Genomic DNA, 26,944 nt, shown 5'->3' with positions numbered 1-26,944 from the left:
TTTTCTCCTGCCCCACCTTCTCGACTTTTCTCAAATGGACGCCGGCAGGCCTTTCGGGATCAGTGCCTGAACCCAGGGTATGCCCGATGTCGAGCCACACATCATGATCAAATTGACAGTCGCCACAGTTGCGTCGCTCGCCGCATTCGGTGCTCCCCTGCATGCTCAGGAGACAAGTCGCATTGCCGATACGTCGACCTTGTCGGCAATCAAAGTCACCGGATCGAGATATCACTTTTCAGCATCGATCACCGCGCTCGATTCCAGCTCTGCGACACGTACTGCCACGCCCCTGATCGAAGTCCCGCAATCTGTGCAGGTTCTTCCCCGTGCCCTGATCGAGGCGCAGGACGCCCGCAGCTTGTCCGATGCGTTGGTAAACGTCTCGGGCTTGACACCTGCCCAGCCACAAGAAAGCCTGTTTGTCTCGCCAATCGTACGAGGCTTCCCCGCCGAGATATACCTGGATGGATTGCCCATGTACGGCATGAATGCGTCCAACAGTCCGGCTAGCCTTGTTGGCATCAAGCGTATTGAGGTACTCAAGGGACCAACCTCGACGCTGTACGGTGGCGGCCTGGGGTCGCCCCTGGGTGGCCTCATCAACATCGAATCTGAACAGCCGGAGGGGGCAGCGGGCGGATATGCAGCAATACGCAGCGGCAGCTATGAAACCCTCAACCCCTATTTTGATCTTACCGGGCCGTTGACATCCACAACCAATGCGCGCATTGCGGGCGAGTATCAACGCAACGGGAGCTGGATCGATAAAGTTAAGGGGGAGCGATGGTCAGTGCAGCCCAGCCTGTCATTCCAGCTCGCCCCCAAAACGGTTCTGCAGGTGCAAGGGCTGTTCAACCACAGCAGCCAGCTTGAGTACTCGGGTCTGCCCGCTGCCCAGGCATTGGGGGGGGAACTTGACCGCTACGCTTTTCCGGGTGCGCCAATTGGCCAGCCGCGCACCAAACGTGACAGCCAAATAGCGACCGTCACACTCCGCCATGAATTCAGCAATAGCCTGCGGCTGGCTGCCACTGGCCGCTATTACCACAGCAGGATCCCGGAGTACGGCAGCTTCGTCTATCCGGAATACTATCCTCCCAATCCGGCCACACCGACCATTTACCCCATCCTCCCCCTCAATTTACTGACCACCACATCGGAGAGTACGTTTGATGCCAACTTGTTGGCAAAAGTCGACATGCTGGGCGGTTATCACGAGATTTTGACTGGCATCAGCTATGACCACACCAACTTTGCGAGCGGCTTGGGATTTGCTGGTGTTCCCGCCGGAACAATAGACCTGGCCGATCCAGACTACAACCTCCACTTTGGCGTACCAGCGCCTGCCAGCGCCACTCAAACCAACCGTTATCAAACGGCCGCCGCCTATCTGCAGGACCAGGCGACCTACGGCCGGCTACATCTGACCGGTTCGCTGCGCTATACCCAGTTGCATCTGCGCGAGAAAGAGCAAGGAAACAATGTGACCTATCACCGTGTTTCCCCAAGAATAGGCGCGACCTTCGATCTTGCGCCGGGTGTCGCGGCGTATGCCGCGTATGCGACCGGTTTTCGGGCTCCGTTCGCCTTTATCGGGCTACAGACTCCCGAGCCCGAGACTTCGCGAAACATTGAGGGCGGCCTGAAGCTGGAATTGGCCGACATAGGATTGTCTGGCACGATTGCTGCATTCAGGCAAACGCGCAATAACGTCGTCACGCCTGATCCGAACAATCCGCTTTACTCTATCCAGAGCGGCCAACAACGCGCGCGCGGCTTTGAAACAGACCTTGTCTGGGAACCCACAGCGGCTTTCTCCCTGCTCCTGAACTACGCATACACTCGCGCGGAAGTAACCAAGGACAACGCCATTCCCGTTGGCGACAAACTGCCGCGCGTGCCAAGACACAGCGGACGTATTGCCGCCCGATACAGGGTGCTGAGCGGGCCTGCTCAAGGGCTGTCGTTCGGGGCGGGTGTCACGGCATACAGCGGTCGCGAACTCACCCTGCCTAATACTGTTTCCGTGCCGGGCTACGCAGTCATTGACGCGCAAGCGTCATATTCGTTCGACAGATATACGATCACGCTCTCAGGCGTGAATCTGGCGAATCGCCACGCCTACGCGCCCTACCAATATCTTTCCTTCCCGGTTGTGATGCCCATCCAACCTCGTTCTGTCTACTTAACGCTAAAGGTAGAAATATGATTGATGCCAACCGTCGAAACCTGGTTTTAATGGGCCTGCTTGCGCCTTTATCCGCGGCCGTCAGCGCCAAGGCAAAGGAGATATCGCCCGCCGCTGGCGACGCTTACGAGTACACGCCCGACAGTACGGCGCATTGGACCGGAAACGAGCAGATCGGAATGCTCATCTACCCGGGAATGACCATCATGGATCTCATCGGGCCACACTGCATGTTCGGGTCGCTCATGGGAGCGAAAATCCATCTCGTCGCAAAATCGCTTGATCCGGTGACCAGCGATGCAGGCGTGACACTATTGCCGACCGCCACCTTCGACACCTGCCCCAGCGATCTCACCTTGCTGTTCACGCCGGGCGGAACGGATGGCACGCTTGCCGCGGCGTCGGATCCCGATACCCTCGCCTTCATGGCCGACCGAGGTGCGCGAGCGCAATACGTAACAAGCGTTTGCTCGGGCGCGCTCGTGCTCGGTGCGGCAGGACTGCTGGACGGCTATAAGGCAACCTCGCACTGGTCATGCAGGGATGCGCTATCCGGATTTGGTGCAATCCCGACCGACGCCCGCGTCGTACGGGATCGCAACCGCGTCACAGGTGCTGGCGTGACAGCCGGACTCGATTTCGGCCTCGCCATGGTCGCGGAGCTACGCAGCCGTTTTTATGCCGAGTGCACCCAACTCGTGGCCGAGTATGATCCCGACCCTCCTTTCAATGCGGGCTCAGTCAAGACGGCTCCCCACAAAGTGGTCGCCGATATGACCCACCTGCTCCAGGGTTTCACGACGAAGGTCGACGAACTGGTCGTTGCAACAGCGAAAAACGGGTATCCGGTTCTGAAGGCTGGATAAGCTGAATCCACGGCATCCCATGGGTCACGGCGATGGTCCATCATGCATGCCGCAAAACAGCCCAAGCGGCGGCGGCGACTCGCTTGTGCATGCCTTGATTGGAGCGAGCGCAGACCACACTTGGGCGGAGCCGCCGAAGCCCACTCTGAGGATTGAAAGTTCTACAACTAGCCGCTCGATGTCATCATCGACCATCGTCCGGCCAAACGCCTGTCGTGGCACTCCGCTCAGCCGAGCCGCTGCAACGGCGGATAATCGAAGGTGGCTTCAAGGTGCGCCCGCCCCGGATGGTAAAGCCGCATCGTCAGATAAAAGCCCTCCCCCGCCGGCGCGGGAAGCCAGTTGCCGTCGGGCCCGGGATCATCGGCCTGGATGAAGATGCTCAGGCCCCCATCCGCATCATCCACCAGTCCACGGGTCCGATCCCCAATGGAGTGCCGTCCTATGGGATTGGCCACAAGCAGGCAGTCGCTGCGGCGATAAAGCGTGATGGACCAAAAAGCCCCCACTTGCGGCTTTGCGTCCGGCGCGAAGCGCAGGACATAGCGCCGCGCGCCGCTGAGCGCTTCGCCTTGGGCATCCACTTCGGCCATGATGTACATCGCCTCGTCGATGCCCAAAGTCCCTATCCAGTTGCGTGCGACCCGGGCCCGCGTCAGGATATCGTCGCCAAAGCTGGTGCGCACACTGACGGCCGTTGTCCAGCCGCCGCCCAATTCGGAAGGCTGCGCGACCTCGCGCAATTCGGTGTAGACATCATCCAGAGCGTCCTGCAGCTCGCCTAGCCCGCCTGGCAGCTCGGGCAGCAGCGTGGGCGAAGGATTACGTGCCAGCATCGCCGCCAGCACGCGTCGATAGTCGCCGGCCTCCGGCACCCCGGTGCCACGATCGCTCAGCAGGCAATCAATGCGGGATAACGCTGGCGTTCCATCGGGCCTGCGGATGGCGTAGCGGTCCTGCAGCACATGAGCACGCTCCAGATCCGCGGGATCGGGATCCGCCAGTATCCGGCCGATGATCCAGACGTCGTCGCCCGGCGCGTTGATGCGATGCATACCGGCGGGCACCTCGCCCGTCCAGCCGGGTCCATGAACAAACAGGCGCTGCGCCCTGCTTCCGGTGGTCCGGCATCCTGCATAAGCCCAAGGATTGGTCCATGCATCCAGAAAGCCCAGCACCCAATAGCGCTCGCCCATGTCGGGCACGTCGATGATCAGCGGCCCCGCCGACAGGTCTAGCCACGCATTGGTGAAGAGCGTGTCATTGTTGGGCGTGACGACCTCCCTGTCCTCGGGGCCGCGCAGGCGCCTGGTGTGGGTGAACTGATTCACCCAGCGCATCCTCGAGGCGGGAGAGTCGCCGGCAAAACCTTGTGCCGGATGCCTGCGGGCCGTATTCGAAGCTCGCATGCGCGCCATTTCGAACAGAGGCAAGGTGGCCATCACCGCCTGCCGGGCGGATGACGGCGGTGCCGAGGGCTCGGCACGGGTCAACAACACCGCGTCCAGGGCCAGCCCGCCTTGACCCTTGGGCAGCACGACAAAAGGATTCAGCTCCACTGAATCCAGCCTGCTGCCGGCCGACAAGGCATAGCGAGAAATACGCATAATGGCATCTGCCAAGGCATCAACGTCCGCCATGGGAGCCCCCCGGAAACCGCTGAACAGCGGCGCAATTTTCAATTCTCCTATCATCTCCCGCGCCTGCCCATGGTCCACCGGCGCCAGGCGGAAAGAGACGTCCCCCATGAGCTCAACATTCACGCCACCCGAGCCCAGCATCACCACCGGGCCCAGCACGGGGTCGCGGCGCACGCCCAGTATGCATTCCACGCCGCCGCGCACCATGGGTGCCACCAGTACGCCATCGATGTGCGCCTCGGGCGCCGCTACCCGTACCGCGGCCATGATCCGGTCGTACGCGGCGCCCGCCGCGTCCGCATCGGAAATGTCGAGGACAACGCCGCCAATGTCGCTCTTGTGCATGAGCCCAGCCGAAAGCACCTTCATCGCCACGGGAAACCCAAGCTGGCGGGCGCCGGCCATGGCATCGTCCCTGGAGGATGCACGGTGAACGGATACGGTGGGAATGCCGAAGCCGCGTAGCACATCGAGCGCGTCGGCCTCGTTATACGGCTCCGGCCGCAAGGCGACGACCTCGGGCGCGGCATCCAGGGCGGCCGCAGGCCGCTCCGCCTGTTTCCGGAAGAAGGCCATGGCGGCCAGAACGCGGATGGCCCTGGCGGGGTCTGAAAAGCATAGACAACCGAATGCTTCCAGCGACTGTTGCTGGGCGGTGTCTGCCAGCGTGCTGAACATCAGAAGCCGTCCCGGATAATCACGCCGCAGGTCCCGTGCCAAGTTCCTCTGAATTTCTTGCATGGCTGGCGTGCCGCCGAATGCCGCAAGGAAAACAAGCAGACTGCCGTGTCCCGACTCATTCAGCATGGCGCGGGCGGCGGTTTCCAGCAACTCGGGCTCGGCCGTCACCTGGCCGGTGATGTCAACCGGATTCTGTGTGGCGGCGAACGGCACGCGGGCCCGGATGATTTCCTGAGCGGCAGCCGGTAGTTCGGCCACGTCCAGTCCCGCCCTGGCCGCATCGTCCGCCATCATGACGCCCACCCCGCCAGAGACAGTCAGCAAGCCAACCCGCGTGTTGTCCGGTATACCGGACACAGCCAGGCAATGAGCAATGTCGAAAAACTCTTCGATGGTTCCGGCCCGCCAGGCGCCATGCTGGCGAAATAGGGTTTCGTAAACCGCATCATCGCCTGCCAGCGCTGCGGTATGCGACGCAGCCGCCTTCGCGCCCAACTCGCTCCGGCCCACTTTCACGACCACGACCGGCTTGCCGGCCGCATGCGCCCGATCCAGCGCCTGCCGCAGCTTGCCGCCATCCCGGCATCCCTCCAGATAGGCCATGATGACCTGCGTGGCCGGATCGCCCGCCATCCAGGCGATACAGTCGGCCACATCGATGTCCGATTCATTGCCGGTGGTCACCCATGAGGACAAGCCCATCCCGCGCTGCTGCGCCATGGCATAGGCATAGGCGCCGAACGCGCCGCTCTGACTGACGATCCCGATTTTGCCGGGCGTGGCTACACCGACCGACACCACGGGGGAGAATGTCGCATAAACTGATCGGGCCACGTTCATGAAGCCCAGACAGTTGGGACCGAGTACACGGATGCCCGCAGCCTGCGCCCTGTCTGCAAACCGACGCTGCACGGCGGCGCCCTGCGTCCCCATCTCTGCGAAACCCGCCGAGAACATGACAATACTTTTCACTCCCGCGGCGATGGCGTCCTCGAGCGCCTCCAGCGCGCTGGAGGCGGGAATGGCGAAGATGGCCAGATCGATCGGGCGGCTCACCGCCTGCAATGAAACATAGGCGCGACAACCCTCGATCTCCCGGGCTCGTGAATTGATGGGATATATCTCTCCCGCATAGCCGTGCTCGACAAGATATCGTACGGGCACGGCGCCGATTTTGCTGGAAACGGATGAAGCGCCGACAACAGCAATGGAGCGAGGGGACAGAAAGGAATCGAGGTCTGGCAAGATCATGGGGCTACTTGATAAAGGTTCAGGAAATGCTGGTGCATAACTGCTGCCTGCCTCCGCCAGTACGGAGTCCAAGCCTGAACACAAAGATATCCGCCCTACTTTTATAAGACAAGCCGAGATTTACTATCCATTTATAAGCTGAAATTATTTATGGGTAAATCGCTGCGTGGCTGGACGGACGGACAGACCCTCATCCCAATTCTTTGCAGCTTCAAGGGTGAAATCGAGAAAGCTCTCCACCGCTGGGGAAAGAGAGGATCGCCCACGAACGAAGATAGCGATGCGCCAAGTAACGGTGGGCTGGCGCACCGGAAGAAAAACCACGCCGAACCCTTCGACCAAGGATCGCGCCATTGAGGGGCAGATCACGTAGCCGGGCCTCACACGCAACAAGGATAAGGCTGTGTTGACACGATGCACCGGAATGATTTCTTTCGGATGGTGCCGGGGCGACACATTGCTAAGCACATTGAGCGCCAGATTGGGCATGTAGTTGATCAGCGGCCGTTTACGCAGATCCCTCCAGCTGACCGAGGTGCCGGCCGCGAGTGGATCGTCATGGCGCAGCGCGACCCAAAGCGGATCGATGCGAACCAGATGGGCCTCGACCGCATCGTCGGCGAGTACGCCCGCCGGCCCAAAACCGATATCCACCTTGCCGCTATGCAGTCCGGCCAGCACTTGTTCTATCGGCACATCTTCGAAGCGCACGTCAACACCGGGATGGAGTGCGCCGTAACGGGCGATGAGTTCGGGCAGCAAGGTGCACGACAAGGTTTCGGGCGCCGCCACCCGCACCAGGCCACGGCGCAGTTCCTTCAGGTTGGTCACGCTTTCCAGCGCATCGTCCAAGCCGGCCAGCACTCGCCGGACCATGGGCTCGAATTCGGCCCCGACTACGGATGCGCTTACGCTGCGCGTATTGCGATCCAGCAGCCGCACGCCCAGTCTGCTTTCCAGCTCCTTGACCAGGCCGCTAAGCGCCGCCTGCGACAGATGCATGGTGTCGGCGGCCTCAGAGAAGCTTCCACACTCGAGCACCGCGACGAATGCGCGCAATTGTCTGAACGTTACCTCAAGTGCCATGAAGCATCCTATTCGCCTTTTTTAGCAGGGCAGGTAAAAATGCATTTATAAGAAAAACCTTTAGGTTCTCAAGAATTTGCAGATTGTCCGAATAGAGCCGGGACACCTATTATCGCATCTTGAAGGCTTGCCGAGCCGCTTCCGCAAATGCCGCGCCGGCTTTTCACCTACTATTCGAACGCCCAGGAGACAAACATGAAAATGAATCGACGGACACTGCTGCGTGCTGCCGCAGCCAGCCTTTGTGCCGGTGCCGTGCCACGTGTCTTTGCACAGGGTGAATGGCCGGCCCGTGCAGTGAAGATCGTCTCGCCGTACGGCGCGGGGGGCCCTAACGACATCTCGGCGCGGCTTATCGGAGACTACCTGGCGCGCCGGCTCGGACAGCCGTTCGTCGTTGAAAACAAGACAGGCGCCGGCACGCGGGTGGGCAACACCTACGTGGCGAATGCGCAACCCGATGGCTATACAATCCTGTATGCAGCAGCACCTTACTCCACGCTGGAGGCGCTCTACGGCAAGCTGGGCTACGATCCCAGGAAAGATCTGCGTCCCATCGCCATGGTCGCCACGGTTCCGCTTTTTCTTGTCGTGAATGCAGACACACCGATAAAGACGGCGCAAGACTTGATAGCCTACGGGAAATCCCAAACCAACGGTCTGACCTTCGGTTCCCCGGGTTATGGCTCGCTTCCCCATCTGGCCGAAGAGCTATTGCTCAGGGATGCAGGCGTGAAAGGCCTGGCGGTTCAGTACCGGGGCGATGTGGCGGCCTACACCGATCTGCTGGCGGGCCGCGTCGACGCCACCCTTACTGCCATCACGGCCGCGCTGCCGCATATCAAGAGTGGCAAGTTACGGGTCATCGGTGTCGCCTCCCAGTCGCAAAGCGAAATCTATCCGCAAGCGACCACCTTGCAAAGCCAGGGTCTTCCCAATGTGGTCGCCGCAGGGTGGTATGGTTTCATCGCGCCAGCCGGCGTTCCCGACGCCATCGTGGCCCGCCTGGACACCGAGATCAATGGTGCGCTGCGTGATCCCGACATGAAGAAGACTCTGCTGGCGCAAGGAATGGAACCGCATCCGGGCAGCGCCGCCGAATTCCAGAAATTCATCTCGGCGGAGATGAGCAAATGGGGCGATGTCATCAAAAAGGCGGGAATCAAAGGCCAGTGAGGCAAAAGCCCGCCAGCCGCGCCCAACCCGGAGGAGTCTTGATAGCGCGGCATGCTACGCCGCCCGAGAGGGCAGCCCTAAGGCCAAGCCGGCGGGTCAAGTGCTGGGCGGTTGCGACAGAGGAATCTCGCAACTTATAATGTGTCATGTCGCGTTAGGTCAGCGACAGATCGCATAACCATCCGACATTGGTACGCTACGCATTGAGGTCTCGTGCAATGAGAAATGACAGTCGGCTATCCCGTATGCTCCATGTGCTGCTTCACATGGGGCGACGCAATCAGCCGTTCACGTCAGAGCAGATCGCCAAGATGCTCGATACCAACCCCGTCGTGGTGCGGCGGACGATGGCTGGCCTGCGTCGGGCGGGTTATGTGCGCTCCGAAAAAGGACACGGTGGCGGCTGGACAATAGCCTGTGATCTGAAGGAAGTTACACTTCTAGATGTTCACAACGCTGTCGGAGGGCCGAAGCTCTTTGCTATCGGCCACGAGAATGGTAATCCGTCTTGCGGTGTCGCACGGGTGGTCAATACAGCTTTAGGAGACGTGCTTTCTCAGGCTGAGGCACTCATAATAGGAAAACTGAGCGCCATTAGTTTGGCAGACTTGGCAAACGAGTTTGATGCCATTTGTCAATCCGAATGCCGAGGTATAAATACCTCGCTCCACTCAAAACAACAAAGTAAAAGCGTGAGGCACTCGCATTAGAACCAACTCACTTGTCGCCAAAGATGAGCGTCTGATGGACACCAACGGCCGCCATAGCACCTGCAGCTACGGCGAAGGCAATGTTTGCCATAGGACTCGCAATATCTCCCGCCGCGAAGACATGAGGCACCGAAGTCCGCTGCTGAGCATCGACCGAGACGTACGGGCCCATTGGCCCGTTCTCGAAAGCGCACCCCAGTTTCTCAGGTAGATCACTGCTGAGCGATGTTTGCGGTGCGACGAAAAGTCCAGATAGAGGTACCGTTCTGTAATCCGCCAAGCGGACCGCTTCAAGCTGCGGGCTCGTGCCAAGGAGTTCGACGACAGGAGTCTGCTCAACGGTGACGCCGCGTGTCGCGAGCATGGTCATCTGGTCCGACGTCGGAACTAAGACACCTTGCGTGAATAGCGTCGTTGATCCCCAATCCGACACCAGCATGGCTTGATGTATGGCCAACTCGTTACGCGCAAGCACACCCACGGGGCGTTTGTTCAATTCGTAGCCATGGCAGTACGGGCAATGTAGAACACTCACACCCCAGCGATCCCGAAGGCCAGGCAGTTCTGGAAGCACGTCCCTGACCCCCGTCGCCAAGATGAGATATTTGCCAACCGCCTCATGGCCATCAAAGAGCCTGACGCGAACGCTGTCATCGACTACAGCGACATCAATGGCTCGCTCCTCGTGACGTCGTACCGTTGGATACGCACCGAGCTGCCGCCCGGCATTGGCCAAGATGTCCGACGGCGTTTGACCATCCTGCCCGAGGAACCCGTGAGCCGCCTTCGCAAAACGATTGCGTGGCTGACCGGCATCGATTAGTAGCACTTTGCGCCGAGCACGAGCCAGTTGCAGGGCTGCGGACTGACCCGCAAAACTCCCGCCAATGATGATGACGTCAGAATTCATGTAACACTCCAAGTTACGTACTATTTGAAATTACATGAATCTCCGCTTTCCGTCAAGTCGCCGTACTGGGCAAGTACAGACCACAGATTTTCCAGCCTCCCAATGCACTCCAACACCGTGCACGGTCGCGGCAAGTTACTGCCCCATACGCCTGCGCTTGGGAGCATCACGCCAAAGCGCCGGTTCCTCCGACGGCCGCGTTATACGCCGCTTGGACGGCACGTACCAGAGAAGGATGCAGCATACCCAGCTTGGGTGTCTGTCCGTGAGGTGCAGCGGGCGGCACTGAAAACCATTCCGTACTATATGGCAGGTCTAGGGCCTGCTTGAGATTGAACTTAGTATCGTAGCTCAACCCGGCAGCCGCATAGGCCGCCTGATTGCGATCCTTCAATATCGCGAATTCACCTTGGTATAAGGTCGTGGCGCGCTGACTGGTACCGTAGGCGACTCGGACCGTGAACTGTGGTGCATCGTCATCAAACACGACCAAGATCAATGCGGGCCGGGGCTTCGGCCGAGGATGAATGCCATCCGGAAAATGGCACCAGACGATCTCGCCCGCAGTGGGCTCCCCCCACCATTGAGGGATCACGCCTTTTCCGTATCGAACAGGCTCGACTTCACCGACCGCTTCTCTCCCTGGGGAACCCGCTTCTTGATCTGGCGAACCTGCCCGGGAGTCAGCGGACCATCGTCCGCCTCATATTGAGGCAACACGCGAATAGCCAGCTCATGCAACGCACGGTGGATTGCCTGCGTTTCGTCGACACCGAGATATTCGGCCAAACGTTTGGCAGTTTCACGTGTCACGCCAGTGGTGCTATCGACCGAGCGGTAGCGAAAGGCAATCTGATTGATGGTAGTACGGGCTGTCATGCGGAACCCCTTATGGATATCAATAAGATATCCATATCTACCCTTAACGTCAAGCCGAATAATCAATCCGTCATCCTTCTCCTTGTCGGCGCCGCGCATGCTACCAACGCGCCAACTGGGTTATCTGGATGATGTTGCCGCAAGAGTCATGCAACTGGGCGATCGTCGAACCAGGCACCTCGGTCGGCGCCATTATGAAGTTGCCGCCACCAACTTGCCGCCGTACATGCCCGCTAAAGAGGCCACCGGATCCAGGATAGATCCGTTCTCTATTACTGCGGAGGTCTTGCGTACGCACTCAGGAACACGGAAACCGCCTCCTGCACCACTCGTTTGCGCTCAGTTGGACTAGGCACTCTTGCGTCGGCGCCGACGACACGCAGCCATAACAAGGGTTCGTTGATCAAACCCAGAAACTGTTTGGCAGCACGCACCGGATCATCGAAAGTCAATGTACCTCGGTGAACACATGCATCAAGATATGCCACCAAAGCCTTCATTGCGGGCTCTTTACCCGCAGCCATGAAGCGTTGAGCCAGGTCTGGGAAGACCGCCCCCTCCGCAATGACCATGCGCAACAAAGCGATGGTCTCCGGCGGCGCCCAGAAGTCGGCCACAGCTTGTCCGACCAGCTTCAGCCCATGTGCGGGATCGGACAACGCCGCAGCGTCCTGAGTGATTGCCAGTACAGGAAAGTCGTGCCAGACCTGCCGCACTGCCGCCTCGAATAAGGCTTCCTTACTCTTGAATTGATTGTAGATCGTCCTGCGGGCGACGCCCGCGTCGCGTGCAACCAGATCGATGCTTGTCCCGTTGTAGCCGCGCGTGAGGAAAGACGCGACGGCGGCCTCGAGGACCGCCTCTTGAGTAGGTGGAACACGCAGCACAGGGCTGGGGGCGACGGTCTTCTTCAAACTCGACTCCTATTGACACAAATTGCACTGCACTGTACAGTGCACATTCACTGCACAATACAGTGCAATCTACGGAGCATAACATGTCGCAAAATCCACCTTCTAAATATCCATCAGCGCATTCCTTTCACCTTGAACCAAGGAACTGAACATGGCACTTGACCCACGCATCGCCGACTTCCTCGCCAAACTACCTCCAGCGGATGGAGCCGTCGCTTCACTGGATGCCTTGCGCGCCGCCGGCGAAATGCAGTTGCGACGCTTGCATGGCCCGCTGGAACCCTGCGCTGACATCCGGACGCATACCGTGCTAAGCAACGATAACCATCCGATTCGAGTTCGCGCCTATACCCCGGTGACGGCGCACCCTGCCCCCCTGCCGGCCATTGTCTACGCACATGGCGGGGGTTGGTGTCGATGCTCACTCGATCTGTACAACAACCCCTGCATGGCATTGGCTCACGCCACCGGCTGTGTCGTCCTCTCGGTCGACTATCGACTGGCCCCCGAAAACAAGTTTCCTGTTCCGTTAAACGACTACTACACGGCCTTGTGCTGGGTCGCAAATCATGCGGATGAACTGGGGGTCGACCGCTCTCGCTTAGTGGCGGGCGGTGATAGCTCGGGTGGCAACCTGGCTGCGGCGGCGGCCTTGCGTGCGCGGGATGACGCGAGAGGCCCAGCCATTGCGCACCAACTGCTGCTGTATCCGCCATTGGATGCGGCAATGTCGTCAACGTCCTACCACGAGTTTGCCACGGGCTACTTCCTGACTCGCAGCGCAATGGAATCCTGCTGGTCCGCCTATCTGAATGACAAGGCGGATGGTGACTCGCCTTGGGCGTCCCCACTAAGAGCAACAAGCCTGTCAAACCTTCCTGCCGCCACCATCATCGTTTGCGAATACGACCCGCTCCGTGATGAAGGTGAGGCCTATGCACGCCGCCTCGCTGAAGCGGGTATCGCCACGGAGAGTCATCGTCTGCAGGGGATGGTGCATGCCTGCATCCATATGCTGGGCGTAACGCCCAGCGCTCGTCGTTTATTCGAGCTTGCAGGTAGCTCGTTGAAGCGTGCGTTCAATCTCGCGGAGCAAGCGTGACAGTGCAACCATGCAATCATTCGACGCAGTTATGCGGGAGTCCTGAGATATCATGCCTGATACCACCCATCCGATCATGGTCTCGGCGCCAATTTCGACGCATGCTCTCCAGATCCAGCGGCTGACGATTCAACCAGTCAATCACCGTTTCATCGGGTACGGCTCGAAACTGCTCCGATATAACGTTTGTATCCAGCAAAATCATTCAAAACTCGCTGCGCAGGCTGGTGAACGGTCACGGTCAAAAACCGCCATTTCTTCGTCAGTTAATGTCACCTTGCGCCCGATGTCTGCCAGCAGGTCGCCCAGCTTTACCCGGCCTTCCGGTTTCACGGCGGTAGCCAATATTTCGCACATCTCGGCTTGCAATGTACGACCGTTCTGCGCCGCCCTAACGCCTCACTGACAATCTTCTCAGCCTGTTGTCGGTCATACACCAACAGGTACATGACATTCGGCAAGCGACCTACCGACTTTACCAACCGGAAAATCAGCAATGCCTCATCTGGCGAGAGCCGATCAATGTCGTCAATTACAACCAGGAAACGCCGAGGCTGCCCTTCAACGCAAAGGTGTCGTCCACGAACACCAGCGGCGCGATCTGCGTCAGCAGGCGCGCGGTATCAAGATAGGTCTGATTCATGGCTTGAGCACCAAAAGGCCATCGGCCGAGCGAGACACCCAAGGCCGATGGCTGCCCGTCGGCAGCGTGGCCGGGTCGAGCTTGGCCACCCAAGGCAGTGCGGCCTCTCGGCCGAGTTGCAGGCACAAGCGCACAGTCTTCACGCTCGTGCAGCGTTGCAGCAGTTCACGCAGCGCGTCAGCACGCAGGCTGTAGGCGCTCTCAACGAGTTCGCGTGCTTCCTGCAAAGTCTGATGCACACCGACCTCGCTCAACAGTTCCAGCAATGCACGCTCCGGCGCCGATACCTGCGGCGCCCCGCTGCGCCTCTCGAATGGGCCGACGTGCAATAGAGCGCTCGGCTGCTCATCAAACAGACGCTTGCGGTGGTACTCCGCAGCGAAGCGCTCAGTGAACCATTCCGGCAAGCGCCCTGCCGTCCAGCCATACAGATGCAGCACTGGCTGCTGCGACACGTACTGCCGCACGCCATACCAGTCCAGCGCCGACTTGCCGCCGACATGCAGCCCCTCGAATCGGCGCTGCAACAACAACAGGCTGGGATGGAGCGTCGGAGCATCGTTTGGACGGCAGTACACGCCGCGCGCCAGGCGCGTGAGCCAACCCGCCCGGACGTAGTGAACGGCCAGGTCGGCGGAGATGCCCAGCGCCGCCAGATCCTCTGAGGTCAGCGGCGTTCCCGGTGCCAGCCGGGTGTAGAGCTTATTTAGCTTACTTGGATTAGTCGTAGCCATACTACGATTTCTACACTCTTTCCAGTCCAAGGTCAATTTGATACAGAAGAAATATTCGTAGTTTGAATACGATAATTGAAATATTTTCAAAATTTTACCCTTTCAACCCAATTACATCGGGTGACGGGCCGGCGCCCTCCCCCCTGCCTTTCCTGAATCCTCGATCCCCCGCCATGAACGCCTCCAGCATGTACGGGATCGCTGTCGAGAAATGCCGGCAGTTGCACATAGAGAGGGGTACAGCAGATCGTGGAGGTAGATGTAGGTTTGCCGACGCCCCTTCTCGTGGCTCCGGGTGGTCGCGGTCAAGACCTGCTGCGCCCATCGAAGGCGTGACCGAGTTCAATTTCAACGCCACCCAGCACCATCGGCTCTACCTGTACCGGCGGCCCGAGCACTGCAACGTCGAGCCGGAATTTGCTGCCGAATGGCGTCTCCAGGGAATGTTCGGTTGCCACATCGTCGGCGCCAAGCAACAAATTACCTTCCAGCGGGTATTCGGAAGCATCTGCATCCTTGAATGCCCACGGCATTGCGAGTCCGGCACTCAAACGCCGGGATAGTTCCGCTGCGACAAGTTCCTTCGCCCGGCGATGCTCGGCACTTTCCTGCACGGCGCGCCACCGACTGGCTTCTTCATCGTCGAAGTGCGCTTTGGGGTTGAAGGTGTGCTGGGCAGGAAGCACACGGAAATGAGATCGTCGACGCAGTTTCCCACTTTCAAAGGAGGGGCTGACCCATGTCACCAATTGCCGTGATGCGCCGGGAGATAGGAACGCAGTTTGCTCACCACCTGTTGCATACTGCGTCCACCCGAGCGGCGCGTCAGTTCTCGTTCGGTCCTTCGTCACTTCGCTTACAGCCTCACCGGCTCCACTACTACGACTACTATGACCTCTGCTGAGTCCTCGCTCCGGCTCGACGCCGTTACCCTTTCAGGATCAAGGCGAGGGTTCCCCAGGTAAGAACGCACTCCTTCACTGCACAACCGCCGGATTTACGCCACCTCGTCTTGATCACGAGAGCTTCGTGGTTTTTGGCCCACTCGCCCTGCTTGGCAACGCCTTCTATCCGGTTCTTGTCCATCGGCTCGCAGTTTATGCTCCACGCTTCCTCCCCACGCTCGGTCGCCATCACGCAGTTGCGCTTCGCTTCATTCGCTGTGATCAACTTATGGCGGGACTTGCACCCGCAGGAGTGCGCCCATGCTGGGCGCACCAAAAAAGCCCGCAATTATGCGGGCTTAGCGGCTTTTTATGCCATCAAGTGCCAGACGTGGGATCACTCCAACTCAGTCATCAATAAGAAGAAAAATCTGTCTTAAATCAAACAATTAAAATATACACATCAGCCGATACCACGCAAAACACCATGGTGAACCAATCGGCCTGCTCACCGGTGACTCAGGTGAGCAGCGGCATCGACTGCCCCCTGCAGACGTCCATTGAGTCGGAAAAGCTTACTCCACTCAGCTAGGCCATAACCATCTGACTCATTCATCGCTCAGCTTCTTTTCGTTTATTGCGATTGTCGTTTATTTCGAATAAATTAAAACCTGGGATTGCTACATAGTCCAGGAATTAGCCATGACCACCATCACACAGGCCAAGATGGCGCTGCCCGCCGAACGGGAAGTGCAGGCAGCCGTGCAAGGTCAACGCGCTTTGGCGGCCTACCTGGCAACTCGCTTTGAAACACAACACATCCAGATCTTCGATGACCGGAACCAGGCCCATCAGGTGGAGTTGCCCACCTCCGCGCTGCGTTTGCTCGTCGATATCCTGGCTGAGTTAGCCGATGGCAATGCCGTGAAAGTCGTGCCCGTCCATGCAGAGCTGACAACCCAAGAAGCCGCAGACACGCTCAACGTTTCCCGCCCCCACTTGGTCAAGCTACTGGAGGATGGCGTGCTGCCGTTCCATCGAACGGGGAAGCATCGCCGGGTGAGGTTTGCGGACCTGATGCAGTACAAGGATGCACGCGACCGCGCTAGCGAGGAGGCCATGGCCGAACTCGCCCGCCAAGCTCAAGAATCAGGCATGGGGTATGAATGAGGCACTCCCCTTTTACTGCCATCTTTGACGCCTGCGTTCTCTATCCCGCATCCGCTGCAGTGCCAGCGTGATCGTGACCTTCAACCAGCGGGACTTTCCAGCGGACGTGCTCGCCTCCTACGGAGTAGAGTCCCAACATCCCGACGAGTTTGTGGAGAATCTCTTCGATCTTGATGCAGCGGCGGTGGTAGCCGCTGCGCAGCGTCAGCGGGCACAACTCAAGAACCCGCCTATTGATGTCGATCGCTATCTGGAGATCCTATTTCGGCAAGGATTGGTTCAGACGACCAAAGCCTTAGCGACCTATCGTTCCATTCTCTAATCTCGATACCATGTTGGGATTACGTACCCCAACATGGTACCGGTGTTTTTCCCATAGCACGCTCTTCACATACCATGAAAAATGCCATTGATAATGCAAAAAGCACCATCAATGACATTTATTTTATCTAATTAAATCAATTAGTTAAGAAACCCCCTCACTCCCACTCAATCGTCGCAGGCGGCTTGCTCGATACATCGTAAGTGACCCGGTTGATGCCGCGCACCTCGTTGATGATGCGAGATGAGACTTTTTTCAGCAACGAGTACGGCAGCTCGGCCCAATCCGCCGTCATGAAATCGGAGGTCTGCACGGCGCGCAAGGCCACGACATAGTCGTAGGTGCGGCCGTCGCCCATGACGCCAACCGACTTGACGGGCAGGAAGACGGTAAATGCCTGGGAGGTGAGGTCGTACCAGCTTTTACCGCTGTTGTGATCGACGGTGTTGCGCAGCTCGTCAATGAAAATCGCATCGGCGCGGCGCAGAAGATCGGCGTACTCTTTCTTGACTTCGCCCAGGATGCGCACGCCCAGACCAGGGCCAGGAAACGGATGACGATATACCATGGCGGGCGGCAGTCCAAGCGCAACGCCCAACTTGCGTACTTCGTCCTTGAATAGTTCACGCAAAGGCTCGAGCAGTTTCAAGTTAAGCGTCTCGGGCAAACCTCCGACGTTGTGATGGGACTTGATGGCAACCGCTTTGCCGGTCTTGGCACCCGCCGATTCGATGACATCGGGGTAGATAGTGCCCTGCGCCAGCCAGCGTGCGTTGGTAAGCTTGCCCGCCTCGGTCTGAAAAACCTCGACGAACTCCCGGCCTATGATCTTGCGCTTGGCCTCGGGGTCGGCTACGCCTGTCAGCTTGCTCATGAAAGCATCGGTGGCATCTACATGAATGACCTTGATGCCGAAATGATCCGCAAAAGTGCTCATGACCTGCTTCGCCTCGTCCAGGCGCAACAGGCCGTGGTCGACGAATACGCAGGTGAGTTGGTCACCGATCGCCTTGTGAATAAGCGCCGCAGCCACGGAGGAATCGACGCCGCCTGACAGGCCAAGAATGACCTCATCGCTGCCCACCTGATCGCGAATGGCGTTGACCGCCTCTTCGACATAGTCAGGCATGTTCCAGTCGCGCGTGCAACCGCAGATTTCCGTGACGAAGCGTGCGAGCATGGCTTCGCCCTGTACGGTGTGGGTTACTTCAGGATGGAACTGCACGGCATAAAAACCGCGCTCCTCATCGGCCATGCCAGCAATAGGGCAGGATGGCGTAGACGCCATCAACCGGAAGCCAGGAGGCAGCGCAGTGACCTTGTCGCCGTGGCTCATCCATACCTTGAGCATACCGTAGCCTTCGGGCGTGGAAAAATCCTGTAAGCCGTCGAGCAGCCGGGTGTGCCCATGCGCGCGCACTTCTGCATAACCGAATTCCCGATGATCGGACCACTCGACTTTGCCGCCCAACTGTGAGGCCATGGACTGCATGCCGTAGCATATGCCCAGCACCGGGACGCCGGCCTGGAAGACTGCACCGGGTACCTTGACGGATTCTTCCGCATAGGCCGAAGCGTGGCTGCCTGACAAAATAATGCCCTTCAGCCCCTCGCGCTGGGAGGCGATGAAATCGTCGTTTACGTCGCCGGGATGAATTTCACAAAACACACCGGCGTCACGGACGCGACGCGCGATGAGTTGGGTGACCTGTGAGCCGTAGTCAAGAATAAGAATGCGCTGATGCATGGCAGGAAGGATAAGAGTCGGAAAAAGAAATCCAAGGCGTTAATGTACCGTATCGGCGCCGATTTCGCTGGCACGGCCGGCCTGCGAATCGAAGTGCTCGGGCGTTGCGGGGATTGCATCGCGGCGGCTAAAGTATGGGGTGTCAAGGAGTCTATATGCAATCATCCAACGGGCTCTCCCGCCCATCTGCCGCAGTGCTTGCGCTGGCGGGCTTTGCCGCGCTGGCTGTGGCCATGGGCATCGGGCGTTTCGCCTTCACCCCTTTGCTTCCCATGATGCAACAGGATGCCGGTCTTTCGCTGGCACAGGGAGGCTGGCTGGCCAGTGCCAATTACCTGGGCTATTTCATAGGTGCAATCGTTGCCGGGCTGTTGCCGTGGCGCGCCGCCACACAGCTGCGCATTGGCCTTTTTCTTGTCGTGACCAGTACCGCGCTGATGGGCATCGGCGCGGAATGGTTCGCATGGCTCATATGGCGCTTTCTGGCCGGCCTCACCAGCGCAATGGTACTGGTAGGCACCGCTAGTCTCTGCCTGAAGCGCCTTGCGGACATGGGCCAGCCGCACAAGGCGGGCATCATCTTTGCGGGCGTTGGCGCAGGCATCGCCATTGCGGGCCTGCTGTGCCTGTTCATGAGCCTGTTGCACATATCATCATCAAGCGCCTGGCTCATCCTGGCGCTGTCCGCCCTGGCCGGAACAGCCATAGCAAGCGTCCTGTGGCGCGATCGCACAAGCAAAGCGAAACCCTGGCCAGCGGCCGTATCCAAGCCAGCCAGTGACGCCAACCCCACAGAGAACATGCCAGAACCCTCCCTGCAGCGAGGTCCGGCTGGAAAGCTAGAGCCAGAGCCAGAGCCGGAAGCCAAGCCTGCCTCTGGATACACGGGAAGCGTGTGGTTCTATTGGCGGTTCATACTCGCTTACGGCACTTTTGGGTTTGGCTATATTCTGCCCGCCACATTTCTGCCCGCCCAGGCGCGCGAACTGGTTACCGACCCTGCCATCTTTGGTCTGGCTTGGCCTCTCTTCGGTGCTGCCGCCGCTCTTTCCACCCTGCTTACGAGCCGCCTTGCACAACGCTATGCTCGTCGCAAGATATGGCTTGTCTCGCAACTGGTCATGGCGATCGGCGTGCTGCTTCCCGCGCTGTGGTCCAGCATTGCCGCAATTGTGCTTGCCTCACTTTGCGTGGGCGGCACCTTCATGATCATCACCATGACGGGGATGCAGGAGTCCAATGCGCTGGGCGGACGCAATCCGCAGAAACTTACCGCAGCCATCACGGCGGCCTTTGCCGCCGGCCAGTTGGCAGGCCCCGTCGTATTCGCCATGCTGCATCAGTGGATGGATATCAGCCTGGACGGAGCCCTGATACTGGGCTTTGTCATCCTGCTGCTGGGCGGCCTGCTGTTGTTGCGTCCGCTGGATGCCGCGCTGTCCGCGCAGCGGGCCGCACTCCCCTTTTCTCACGGATCCTGAACATGTCTTTGCCTACATCTTCACGTAACCCACCAGCCTTCGTGCTTGTCCATGGCGCCTGGAATGGTGGATGGTGCTGGTCTCGCGTCGCACCGCTTCTCCGGCAGGCCGGCCATGCAGTGTTTACGCCCACCTGTACCGGGATGGGAGAACGCAGCCATCTGTTGAACAATGAAATCGGACCCTCGACATTCATTCAGGATGTCATTAACCAAATTGTCTGGGAAGACCTGCATGAGGTCATTCTGGTAGGCCACAGCTTTGCCGGTGTGATTATTAGCGGTGTGGCCGATCGCATACCCGAGCGGTTAAAGCATCTGGTATACCTGGATGCGTTTATTCTGGAAAGTGGTGTCAGCACCATGGACACGCTGTCCGAGGAGAATCAGGACAGATTGAAGGCAGCGGTTGACGAAGCAGGCGGTACGGTGCCGGTGCTGCCGCCACCTCGCCCCAAAAGTCTTAATATCATCGAACCGGACGACGTCGCATTTGTTCTGGACCGACTCACGCCGCAGCCCTTCCGCAGCTATGTTGAAGCGGTAACGCTCTCGAACCCGCACGGCAACGGCATTCCCGCGCATTATCTGCACTGCACGGAGCCCGCTTTCGCGGCAGTGGCGGAAAGCGACGCCTGGGCGCAGGAGAACACCGACTGGATCAGGCTGCCCCTCGCCGCCAGCCATTGCGCAATGGTGACGGCGCCCACGTTGTTGGCCAACACCTTGCTGCATATCGCATCGGAGGCAGAATAAGAATCGGGCCAGCGCCTGGAAACAGGACTGGCCCGCCTACACAGCCCGGACTAAGGGTGCGATCAATCGGCCCGGTAATTGGGTGCTTCCTTGGTGATCTGCACATCGTGCACGTGGGACTCACGCACGCCAGCAGCCGTGATTTCCACGAACTCGGCCTTGTTGCGCATGTCTTCAATGGAGGCGCACCCACAGTAGCCCATGGACGCCCGGATGCCGCCCACCAACTGATAGATGATGGCAATGACACTGCCCTTGTAGGCAACGCGACCCTCTATGCCTTCCGGAACCAGCTTGTCGACATTGTTGGCGGGGTCCTGGAAATAGCGGTCGGCCGAGCCATCCGCCATGGCGCCAAGGCTGCCCATGCCGCGATAGGATTTGTAAGAACGGCCTTGGAATAGAACGACCTCGCCCGGGGATTCTTCGGTGCCCGCGAACATGCCGCCCATCATGCAGGCATAAGCACCCGCGGCGAGCGCCTTGGCGACATCGCCCGAATAACGAATGCCGCCATCCGCGATAAGCGGTACATCGGTGCCCTTCAGTGCCTTGGCCACGTCGGCAATGGCAGTGATCTGGGGCACCCCGACACCGGCCACGATGCGCGTGGTGCAGATGGATCCAGGCCCAATACCCACCTTGACGCAATCGGCTCCCGCATCGACAAGATCCTTGGCTGCCTGAGCCGTGGCGATATTGCCGCCGATGACCTGGATATTGGGATAGTTTTTCTTGACCCAGCGCACTCTTTCGATAACGCCCGCGGAATGCCCGTGCGCCGTGTCCACCACAATGACGTCGACACCGGCATTGGCCAGCTTTTCGACGCGCTCTTCAGTGCCATCGCCCACGCCGACCGCTGCACCCACGCGCAACTGTCCCTGGCTGTCTTTGCTGGCAAAAGGATGCTCTGTATTTTTGACGATGTCTTTTACTGTGGCCAGCCCGCGCAGTTGGAACTGGTCGTTGACGATAAGCACGCGCTCAAGCCTGTGCTTGTGCATGAGCGCCTGGGCTTCATCCAGGGTAGCCCCTTCCTTCATTGTGATGAGCCGGTCTTGCGGCGTCATGATGTCGCGCAACGGCACATCGAGACGTTCTTCGAAGCGCAGGTCACGGTTGGTGACGATGCCAACCAGCTTGCCGCCTTCGACCACAGGCAGCCCCGAGAAGCCATGCTGACGCTGAAGGTCGATAGCGTCGCGGACTTTCATGGTTGGCGTAACCGTGACCGGATCGATCACTATGCCGAACTCGTGGCGCTTTACCCGTGCCGCCTCGCGCGCCTGATCGTCGGCGCTGAGGTTTTTATGGATAATGCCGATGCCGCCTTCCTGGGCCATGGCGATGGCCAGGCGCGATTCCGTAACTGTATCCATGGCCGCGGATACCAGCGGGATATTCAGCGTGATGCCCCGGGTAAGGCGAGTGGCAAGAGAGGTGTCGCGCGGCAGGACTTCGGAGTACGCTGGCACCAACAATACGTCGTCGAACGTAAGCGCTTTTTTGATGAGACGCATAAAGACTAGCTCCGTGCAAAGCGAGATTATACGCTATGCAAGGGTATCTACCTAGAAGCGCTGGCCTAACCGATCCAGACTCTTGCGTTTCGGAACATCCGCAGCCAGGGGCTGAACCCACCATGCGGGCTCGTCGCTCCACCGGTGTCCCGGTCGCCCCATCGCTCCGGCGCCCAGGACATCATGACATTGCGCGTTACGCGCTCGGGATGCGGCATCATCACCGTGAAGCGGCCGTCGGCCGTCGTGACCCCCGCCAGCCCTCCCGGGCTGCCATTGGGGTTGTATGGATACTGTTCGGTCCGCGCGCCATGATGGTCCAGATAATACAGCGCGCCGGCAACCTGCCTCGCATCGCCTTGCGCCGCGAAATTCGCATAGCCTTCGCCGTGCGCCACGGCCACAGGCACATGCGTGCCCGCCATGCCCTGCATGAATAGCGACGGCGATTCGGGAATCTCCACCAGCGAAAAGCGCGCTTCGTACTTTTCTGACTGGTTGCGCGTAAAGCGAGGCCAGTGATCCGCCCCGGGGATCATGCCGGCCAGCGCCGCCATCATCTGGCAGCCATTGCACACGCCCAGAGCAAATACATCAGGACGGTCAAAAAACGCGGCGAACTGATCCGACAACAAGGCGTTATAGCGTATCGTGCGTGCCCAGCCTTCCCCCGCGCCCAGCACGTCGCCATAGCTGAATCCACCCACAGCCACAAAGCCCTGGACATCCGCCATGCTTGCCCTGCCCGCAAGCAGATCAGTCATGTGCACATCGACGGCCTCAAAGCCAGCGGTATCGAACGCCCAGGCCATCTCCACCTGGCTATTGCAGCCCTGCTCGCGCAACACCGCCACGCGCGGACGCGCGCCACCGGCAATATATGGCGCGGCCACATCTTCTTGGGGATCGAACGCCACCAATGGGCGCAGGCCGGGATCATTTTTTTCCAGCCAGACATCAAACTCGGCCTGCGCGCAGGCCGGATTGTCCCGCAGCGCCATGATGCGGCGCGACACTTCCGCCCATTGACGGCCGAGATCAGCGCGCGCGGCCTGATAGACACACTTGCCGTCGCGATAGACCTGGATTTCGTCGCTGGTATTGGGCGCACCCAGGACATGCGAGCAGGCCGACAGCCCGGCCGCGCGCAATGCCTGCAGCACTGCATCGCGCTGGCTGCGGCGCACCTGTATAACCGCGCCCACCTCCTCGGCAAACAAGGCCTCGAGTGTCGCCTCTTCGCGCTGCACGGCCACCTGCTCGGGGCGAATCTTGTAATCGCCGGCATCGGCCGTATGCGGATCGATGGTCAGCATGTCGACACTGACGGATACGCCGACATGTCCGGCAAAAGCCATTTCGCATAATGTGGCCAGCAGCCCGCCGTCAGAACGGTCGTGATAAGCCAGGATGGCGTCCTCCGATGCGAGCTGACGAATGGTCTGCACAAATGCCTTGAGCAGCGCCGCGTCATCGATATCGGGTGCCAGCCTGCCCACCTGGCCGAATGCCTGCGCCAGTACGGAGCCACCCAGGCGATGCCTGCCCTGTCCCAGGTCGATGAGAATCAGCACGGTGTCGCCCGCATCGGTGCGCAATTGGGGGGTGAGCGTCTTGCGCACGTCGCCAACCGGCGCAAAAGCCGTGACGACAAGCGAAACCGGCGCCAGGACCTGTCGTGACTGACCCGACTCCTCCCATCGCGTGCGCATGGACAGCGAATCCTTGCCCACAGGTATGGACAGATCAAGCTGTCTGCACCAGTCGCTGACGGCTGCCACCGTATCGTAGAGCGCGGCATCCTGGCCATGGGCGCCGCAGGCGGCCATCCAGTTGGCCGACAGCTTGACGTCCTTGAGCGATCGGATATCCGCCGCCACGAGGTTGGTCAATGCCTCGGCAACCGCCATGCGGCCAGACGCGGGCGCATCCAGCACGGCCAGCGGCGTGCGCTCGCCCATTGCCATGGCTTCACCGCGCACGCCTTCATAGTCGGACAGTGTCACTGCGCAGTCGGCAACAGGCACCTGCCATGGGCCAACCATCTGGTCGCGGCTGCTGAGCCCGCCCACCGTGCGGTCGCCGATGGTGATAAGAAAAGTCTTGCTTGCAACCGTGGGATGACGCAACACGCGATGGATGGCTTCGGCCAGGTCTATCCCCACGACATCGATGGGCTGATGCGTGAATGCGGTGCGGGTCACTTCTCGGGTCATGCGCGGGGGCTTGCTCAAAATGACATCCACTGGCACGTCCACAGGCCGCGGTAGACAGTACGCCGGATCGTGCGCCTGAGCATCAGTCGCCGAAGCTTGTCCGTGCGCATCCTGCGCCAGGCCCTGCCCAGCCAGCAATACCTCAACCTCCTCAGGCAAGCCTTCCCCGAAGGTAACCCTCAGTTGTCTTTCTTCGGTGGCCACGCCCACGACAGCATAGGGGCATCGTTCCCGCCTGGCGATTTGATCGAAGCGCGCCAGATCCCGCGGCAAAATGGCCAGGACATAGCGCTCCTGCGACTCGTTGCTCCATATCTCCGCGGCGGACAGGCCTGACTCTTCGACATGAACTCGCTGCAACTCGAATACCGCACCCCGGCCTGCATCGTTCACCAATTCTGGAAAGGCATTGGACAGGCCGCCCGCCCCCACGTCGTGTATCGCCAGAATAGGATTCTGCTCGCCTTGCTGCCAGCATCGGTCTATGACTTCCTGGGCGCGCCTTTCCAGCTCGGGGTTGTCGCGCTGCACTGAATCGAAATCCAGCTGCGCGCTATTGGCACCCGCGCTCATGCTGGACGCAGCGCCTCCTCCCATGCCAATGCGCATTCCCGGCCCGCCCAACTGGACCAGCAAGGCGCCTGGCGGGATGGGATCCTTGTGCGTCAGCCTGCTGTCGATGGCGCCCAGGCCGCCCGCTATCATGATGGGCTTGTGATAGCCCCAGCGCACATCGCCGGACTCCTGCTCGTACGTGCGGAAATAGCCCAACAGATTGGGGCGCCCGAATTCGTTGTTGAAGGCTGCTCCGCCTATCGGGCCTTCAATCATGATATCCAGCGGCGTTGCAATGCGATCCGGAATACCGTAATCGTCGGCTTCCCAGGGTTCGATCGCATTCTTGAAGCGCAGGTTGGACACCGTAAAACCAGTCAGGCCTGCCTTGGGCTTCGAACCACGCCCTGTCGCCCCCTCGTCCCGTATCTCGCCGCCCGCCCCGGTGGCCGCGCCTGGAAACGGCGCAATGGCGGTGGGATGGTTGTGGGTTTCCACTTTCATCAGGGTGTGCATGGTGGCAGCATGACGTGCATAAACCGATTCTGCGCCGGGCTTGCCAGCGTGAAACACCGTGGCTTCTCCGCCCTGCATGATGGCGGCGTTATCGGAGTAAGCCACCACGGTCCCTTCGGGCTGCGCAGCGTGCGTTGCGCGTATCATGCCGAACAGGGTTTCTTGTTGCGGTTGCCCGTCTATCACCCAGCTCGCATTGAAAATCTTGTGACGGCAGTGTTCGCTATTGGCTTGCGCGAACATCATCAACTCCACATCGGTGGGGTTGCGGCCAAGTTGGCTGAATGCTTCCTGCAGGTATTGAACTTCGTCGTCCGACAATGCCAACCCCAGTTCTTGGTTGGCCGCATCCAGCGCGCCGCGGCCTTTCCCCATGACATCCACCGTCTGGATGGGCTTGCCCGGCAACGAGGCGAACAGCGCCTGTCCATCGAAGGATGCATCCACCACAGATTCGGTCATGCGGTCATGCAGACAGCCGGCAATGGCCGCCAGATGGCCTTCATCCAGCGTGCGCGCACCCAGCAGGCCGCGCGCAGGTGTGATGTGATAGCGAATGCCGCGCTCGATGCGCCGCACCCCCTCGAAGCCGCAGTTGTGGGCGATGTCGGTCGCCTTGCTTGCCCAGGGCGATACCGTGCCTAGCCTTGGCACGACGCGCAATACCAGGGTGTGCTTTCCCGCCTTAGGCTCAACGGCGCCGCCACCCGTACCATAGTCCAGCAACTGACCCAGGCGCGCCAACGCGTCCTGGGACAGATCGGCTTCCATCCAGACGTAGTGCTCGTAATGGGCGCAGATGTCACCCACGGGCAAGCCCAGGGCCTCGAACCGCTGCAACAGACGCTCGCGGCGGAATGGGGAAAGAACGGAAGAACCGGGAAAATACTGGATGGAAGTCACGGCAGACGCAGGCAAGAGGAAAGGCAAAAGGAGATGTCTTGCGTCATTTTACCTGTTTGCCGGCATCCATCGTCGGACGGCCAGGGCTG

General features: G+C 59.7%; 22 protein-coding genes and 2 pseudogenes. 10 read left to right on the top strand and 14 right to left on the bottom strand.

Annotated elements, in window-relative coordinates; genetic code table 11:
* Positions 1-103: 103 nt before the first annotated feature.
* The 3 genes and pseudogenes from ERD78_RS06780 to ERD78_RS06770 form a co-directional block, all read left to right on the top strand.
* A complete protein-coding gene (locus ERD78_RS06780) occupies positions 104-2,212 on the top strand; it encodes a TonB-dependent siderophore receptor (protein WP_209019954.1) in 2,109 nt (702 codons plus the stop codon).
* Entirely contained in the window at positions 2,209-3,057 is an 849-nt protein-coding gene (locus ERD78_RS06775; RefSeq protein WP_129968531.1) for a DJ-1/PfpI family protein, read from the top strand. Before ERD78_RS06780 ends, ERD78_RS06775 begins: the two co-directional genes overlap by 4 nt.
* Positions 3,058-3,114: 57 nt before the next feature.
* Positions 3,115-3,198 (top strand): annotated as a pseudogene (locus ERD78_RS06770) (transcriptional regulator); the annotation flags it as partial.
* 86 nt (positions 3,199-3,284) lie between these two features.
* Here the strand turns inward: ERD78_RS06770 and ERD78_RS06765 are convergent.
* Both ERD78_RS06765 and ERD78_RS06760 read right to left on the bottom strand, forming a co-directional pair.
* On the bottom strand, positions 3,285-6,629 hold the full coding sequence (locus ERD78_RS06765) for an acetate--CoA ligase family protein (protein ID WP_129968530.1): 3,345 nt from the start codon (positions 6,627-6,629) through the stop codon (positions 3,285-3,287).
* 144 nt (positions 6,630-6,773) lie between these two features.
* Positions 6,774-7,715, bottom strand: coding sequence for a LysR family transcriptional regulator (locus tag ERD78_RS06760; RefSeq protein ID WP_129968529.1), 942 nt, complete (start codon positions 7,713-7,715; stop codon positions 6,774-6,776).
* Between the two features lie 195 nt (positions 7,716-7,910).
* Between ERD78_RS06760 and ERD78_RS06755 the strand changes: the two genes are divergently transcribed.
* Together ERD78_RS06755 and ERD78_RS06750 are read left to right on the top strand one after the other, a co-directional pair.
* Entirely contained in the window at positions 7,911-8,891 is a 981-nt protein-coding gene (locus ERD78_RS06755; protein WP_129968528.1) for a Bug family tripartite tricarboxylate transporter substrate binding protein, read from the top strand.
* Positions 8,892-9,109: 218 nt separating this feature from the next.
* Positions 9,110-9,601 carry an Rrf2 family transcriptional regulator gene (locus ERD78_RS06750; protein ID WP_129968527.1) on the top strand — a complete coding sequence of 164 codons (492 nt, stop codon included), beginning with the start codon at positions 9,110-9,112 and terminating at the stop codon, positions 9,599-9,601.
* Positions 9,602-9,608: 7 nt separating this feature from the next.
* Here the strand turns inward: ERD78_RS06750 and ERD78_RS06745 are convergent, their stop codons facing one another.
* The 4 genes from ERD78_RS06745 to ERD78_RS06725 form a co-directional block, all read right to left on the bottom strand.
* Positions 9,609-10,511 (bottom strand): NAD(P)/FAD-dependent oxidoreductase, encoded by a 903-nt coding sequence (locus tag ERD78_RS06745; RefSeq protein WP_129968526.1) that lies wholly within the window; start codon positions 10,509-10,511, stop codon positions 9,609-9,611.
* A 166-nt stretch (positions 10,512-10,677) separates the two neighbouring features.
* Positions 10,678-11,106 (bottom strand): hypothetical protein, encoded by a 429-nt coding sequence (locus ERD78_RS06740; RefSeq protein ID WP_129968525.1) that lies wholly within the window; start codon positions 11,104-11,106, stop codon positions 10,678-10,680.
* Entirely contained in the window at positions 11,103-11,390 is a 288-nt protein-coding gene (locus ERD78_RS06735) for a hypothetical protein (protein WP_129968524.1), read from the bottom strand. Before ERD78_RS06735 ends, ERD78_RS06740 begins: the two co-directional genes overlap by 4 nt.
* Before the next feature lie 272 nt (positions 11,391-11,662).
* The gene (locus ERD78_RS06725) at positions 11,663-12,304 is read right to left on the bottom strand and encodes a TetR/AcrR family transcriptional regulator (protein ID WP_129968523.1); all 642 of its coding nucleotides are present in this window, start codon (positions 12,302-12,304) and stop codon (positions 11,663-11,665) included.
* 151 nt (positions 12,305-12,455) lie between these two features.
* Here ERD78_RS06725 and ERD78_RS06720 point away from each other — a divergent pair, with 151 nt between their 5' ends.
* Positions 12,456-13,406 carry an alpha/beta hydrolase gene (locus ERD78_RS06720; RefSeq protein WP_129968522.1) on the top strand — a complete coding sequence of 317 codons (951 nt, stop codon included), beginning with the start codon at positions 12,456-12,458 and terminating at the stop codon, positions 13,404-13,406.
* 201 nt (positions 13,407-13,607) lie between these two features.
* Here ERD78_RS06720 and ERD78_RS19890 read toward each other — a convergent pair whose 3' ends face one another.
* The 5 genes and pseudogenes from ERD78_RS19890 to ERD78_RS06695 form a co-directional block, all read right to left on the bottom strand.
* On the bottom strand, positions 13,608-13,739 hold the full coding sequence (locus tag ERD78_RS19890) for a hypothetical protein (RefSeq protein WP_342365338.1): 132 nt from the start codon (positions 13,737-13,739) through the stop codon (positions 13,608-13,610).
* The gene (locus tag ERD78_RS20000; RefSeq protein ID WP_245152406.1) at positions 13,736-13,930 is read right to left on the bottom strand and encodes a P-loop NTPase fold protein; all 195 of its coding nucleotides are present in this window, start codon (positions 13,928-13,930) and stop codon (positions 13,736-13,738) included. Before ERD78_RS20000 ends, ERD78_RS19890 begins: the two co-directional genes overlap by 4 nt.
* A 115-nt stretch (positions 13,931-14,045) precedes the next feature.
* Positions 14,046-14,783, bottom strand: a complete 738-nt coding sequence (locus ERD78_RS06705) for a type IV toxin-antitoxin system AbiEi family antitoxin (protein WP_129968521.1) — start codon at positions 14,781-14,783, stop codon at positions 14,046-14,048.
* Between the two features lie 94 nt (positions 14,784-14,877).
* Positions 14,878-14,991: pseudogene (locus tag ERD78_RS19995) on the bottom strand (DUF2274 domain-containing protein); the annotation flags it as partial.
* Between the two features lie 97 nt (positions 14,992-15,088).
* Positions 15,089-15,469, bottom strand: a complete 381-nt coding sequence (locus ERD78_RS06695) for a hypothetical protein (RefSeq protein ID WP_129968519.1) — start codon at positions 15,467-15,469, stop codon at positions 15,089-15,091.
* Positions 15,470-16,369: 900 nt separating this feature from the next.
* Between ERD78_RS06695 and ERD78_RS06685 the strand changes: the two genes are divergently transcribed.
* Entirely contained in the window at positions 16,370-16,837 is a 468-nt protein-coding gene (locus ERD78_RS06685; protein ID WP_129968518.1) for a helix-turn-helix domain-containing protein, read from the top strand.
* A 67-nt stretch (positions 16,838-16,904) separates the two neighbouring features.
* Positions 16,905-17,159, top strand: a complete 255-nt coding sequence (locus tag ERD78_RS06680; protein WP_245152370.1) for a VapC50 family PIN domain-containing toxin — start codon at positions 16,905-16,907, stop codon at positions 17,157-17,159.
* A gap of 157 nt (positions 17,160-17,316) precedes the next feature.
* Here the strand turns inward: ERD78_RS06680 and guaA are convergent, their stop codons facing one another.
* Positions 17,317-18,906, bottom strand: coding sequence for a glutamine-hydrolyzing GMP synthase (guaA, locus tag ERD78_RS06675; RefSeq protein ID WP_129968517.1), 1,590 nt, complete (start codon positions 18,904-18,906; stop codon positions 17,317-17,319).
* Between the two features lie 155 nt (positions 18,907-19,061).
* Here guaA and ERD78_RS06670 point away from each other — a divergent pair, with 155 nt between their 5' ends.
* Positions 19,062-20,387: a YbfB/YjiJ family MFS transporter gene (locus ERD78_RS06670; protein ID WP_167668870.1), complete on the top strand. Its 1,326-nt coding sequence runs from the start codon at positions 19,062-19,064 to the stop codon at positions 20,385-20,387.
* Between the two features lie 2 nt (positions 20,388-20,389).
* Positions 20,390-21,142: an alpha/beta fold hydrolase gene (locus ERD78_RS06665; RefSeq protein WP_129968515.1), complete on the top strand. Its 753-nt coding sequence runs from the start codon at positions 20,390-20,392 to the stop codon at positions 21,140-21,142.
* Positions 21,143-21,204: 62 nt separating this feature from the next.
* On the opposite strand, the gene guaB is transcribed toward ERD78_RS06665, so the two are convergent.
* Together guaB and purL are read right to left on the bottom strand one after the other, a co-directional pair.
* A complete protein-coding gene (guaB, locus tag ERD78_RS06660; protein ID WP_129968514.1) occupies positions 21,205-22,665 on the bottom strand; it encodes an IMP dehydrogenase in 1,461 nt (486 codons plus the stop codon).
* Between the two features lie 65 nt (positions 22,666-22,730).
* Positions 22,731-26,855 (bottom strand): phosphoribosylformylglycinamidine synthase, encoded by a 4,125-nt coding sequence (gene purL, locus ERD78_RS06655; protein WP_129968513.1) that lies wholly within the window; start codon positions 26,853-26,855, stop codon positions 22,731-22,733.
* Positions 26,856-26,944 lie beyond the last annotated feature (89 nt).

Origin of the sequence: Allopusillimonas soli (assembly GCF_004153445.1) — a bacterium.
Lineage (GTDB): Bacteria > Pseudomonadota > Gammaproteobacteria > Burkholderiales > Burkholderiaceae_B > Allopusillimonas > Allopusillimonas soli.
The sequence above is the reverse complement of the archived record's forward strand: the minus strand, read 5'-3'. Positions and strand labels throughout refer to the sequence as shown.

Bases quoted from the DNA above. Each gene is read 5' to 3' on its own strand.
- ERD78_RS06780 (WP_209019954.1), top strand. From the start codon at position 104: ATGATCAAATTGACAGTCGCCACAGTTGCGTCGCTCGCCGCATTCGGT.
- ERD78_RS06775 (WP_129968531.1), top strand. From the start codon at position 2,209: ATGATTGATGCCAACCGTCGAAACCTGGTTTTAATGGGCCTGCTTGCG.
- ERD78_RS06765 (WP_129968530.1), bottom strand. From the start codon at position 6,629: ATGATCTTGCCAGACCTCGATTCCTTTCTGTCCCCTCGCTCCATTGCT.
- ERD78_RS06760 (WP_129968529.1), bottom strand. From the start codon at position 7,715: ATGGCACTTGAGGTAACGTTCAGACAATTGCGCGCATTCGTCGCGGTG.
- ERD78_RS06755 (WP_129968528.1), top strand. From the start codon at position 7,911: ATGAAAATGAATCGACGGACACTGCTGCGTGCTGCCGCAGCCAGCCTT.
- ERD78_RS06750 (WP_129968527.1), top strand. From the start codon at position 9,110: ATGAGAAATGACAGTCGGCTATCCCGTATGCTCCATGTGCTGCTTCAC.
- ERD78_RS06745 (WP_129968526.1), bottom strand. From the start codon at position 10,511: ATGAATTCTGACGTCATCATCATTGGCGGGAGTTTTGCGGGTCAGTCC.
- ERD78_RS06735 (WP_129968524.1), bottom strand. From the start codon at position 11,390: ATGACAGCCCGTACTACCATCAATCAGATTGCCTTTCGCTACCGCTCG.
- ERD78_RS06720 (WP_129968522.1), top strand. From the start codon at position 12,456: ATGGCACTTGACCCACGCATCGCCGACTTCCTCGCCAAACTACCTCCA.
- ERD78_RS06705 (WP_129968521.1), bottom strand. From the start codon at position 14,783: ATGGCTACGACTAATCCAAGTAAGCTAAATAAGCTCTACACCCGGCTG.
- ERD78_RS06685 (WP_129968518.1), top strand. From the start codon at position 16,370: ATGACCACCATCACACAGGCCAAGATGGCGCTGCCCGCCGAACGGGAA.
- guaA (WP_129968517.1), bottom strand. From the start codon at position 18,906: ATGCATCAGCGCATTCTTATTCTTGACTACGGCTCACAGGTCACCCAA.
- ERD78_RS06670 (WP_167668870.1), top strand. From the start codon at position 19,062: ATGCAATCATCCAACGGGCTCTCCCGCCCATCTGCCGCAGTGCTTGCG.
- ERD78_RS06665 (WP_129968515.1), top strand. From the start codon at position 20,390: ATGTCTTTGCCTACATCTTCACGTAACCCACCAGCCTTCGTGCTTGTC.
- guaB (WP_129968514.1), bottom strand. From the start codon at position 22,665: ATGCGTCTCATCAAAAAAGCGCTTACGTTCGACGACGTATTGTTGGTG.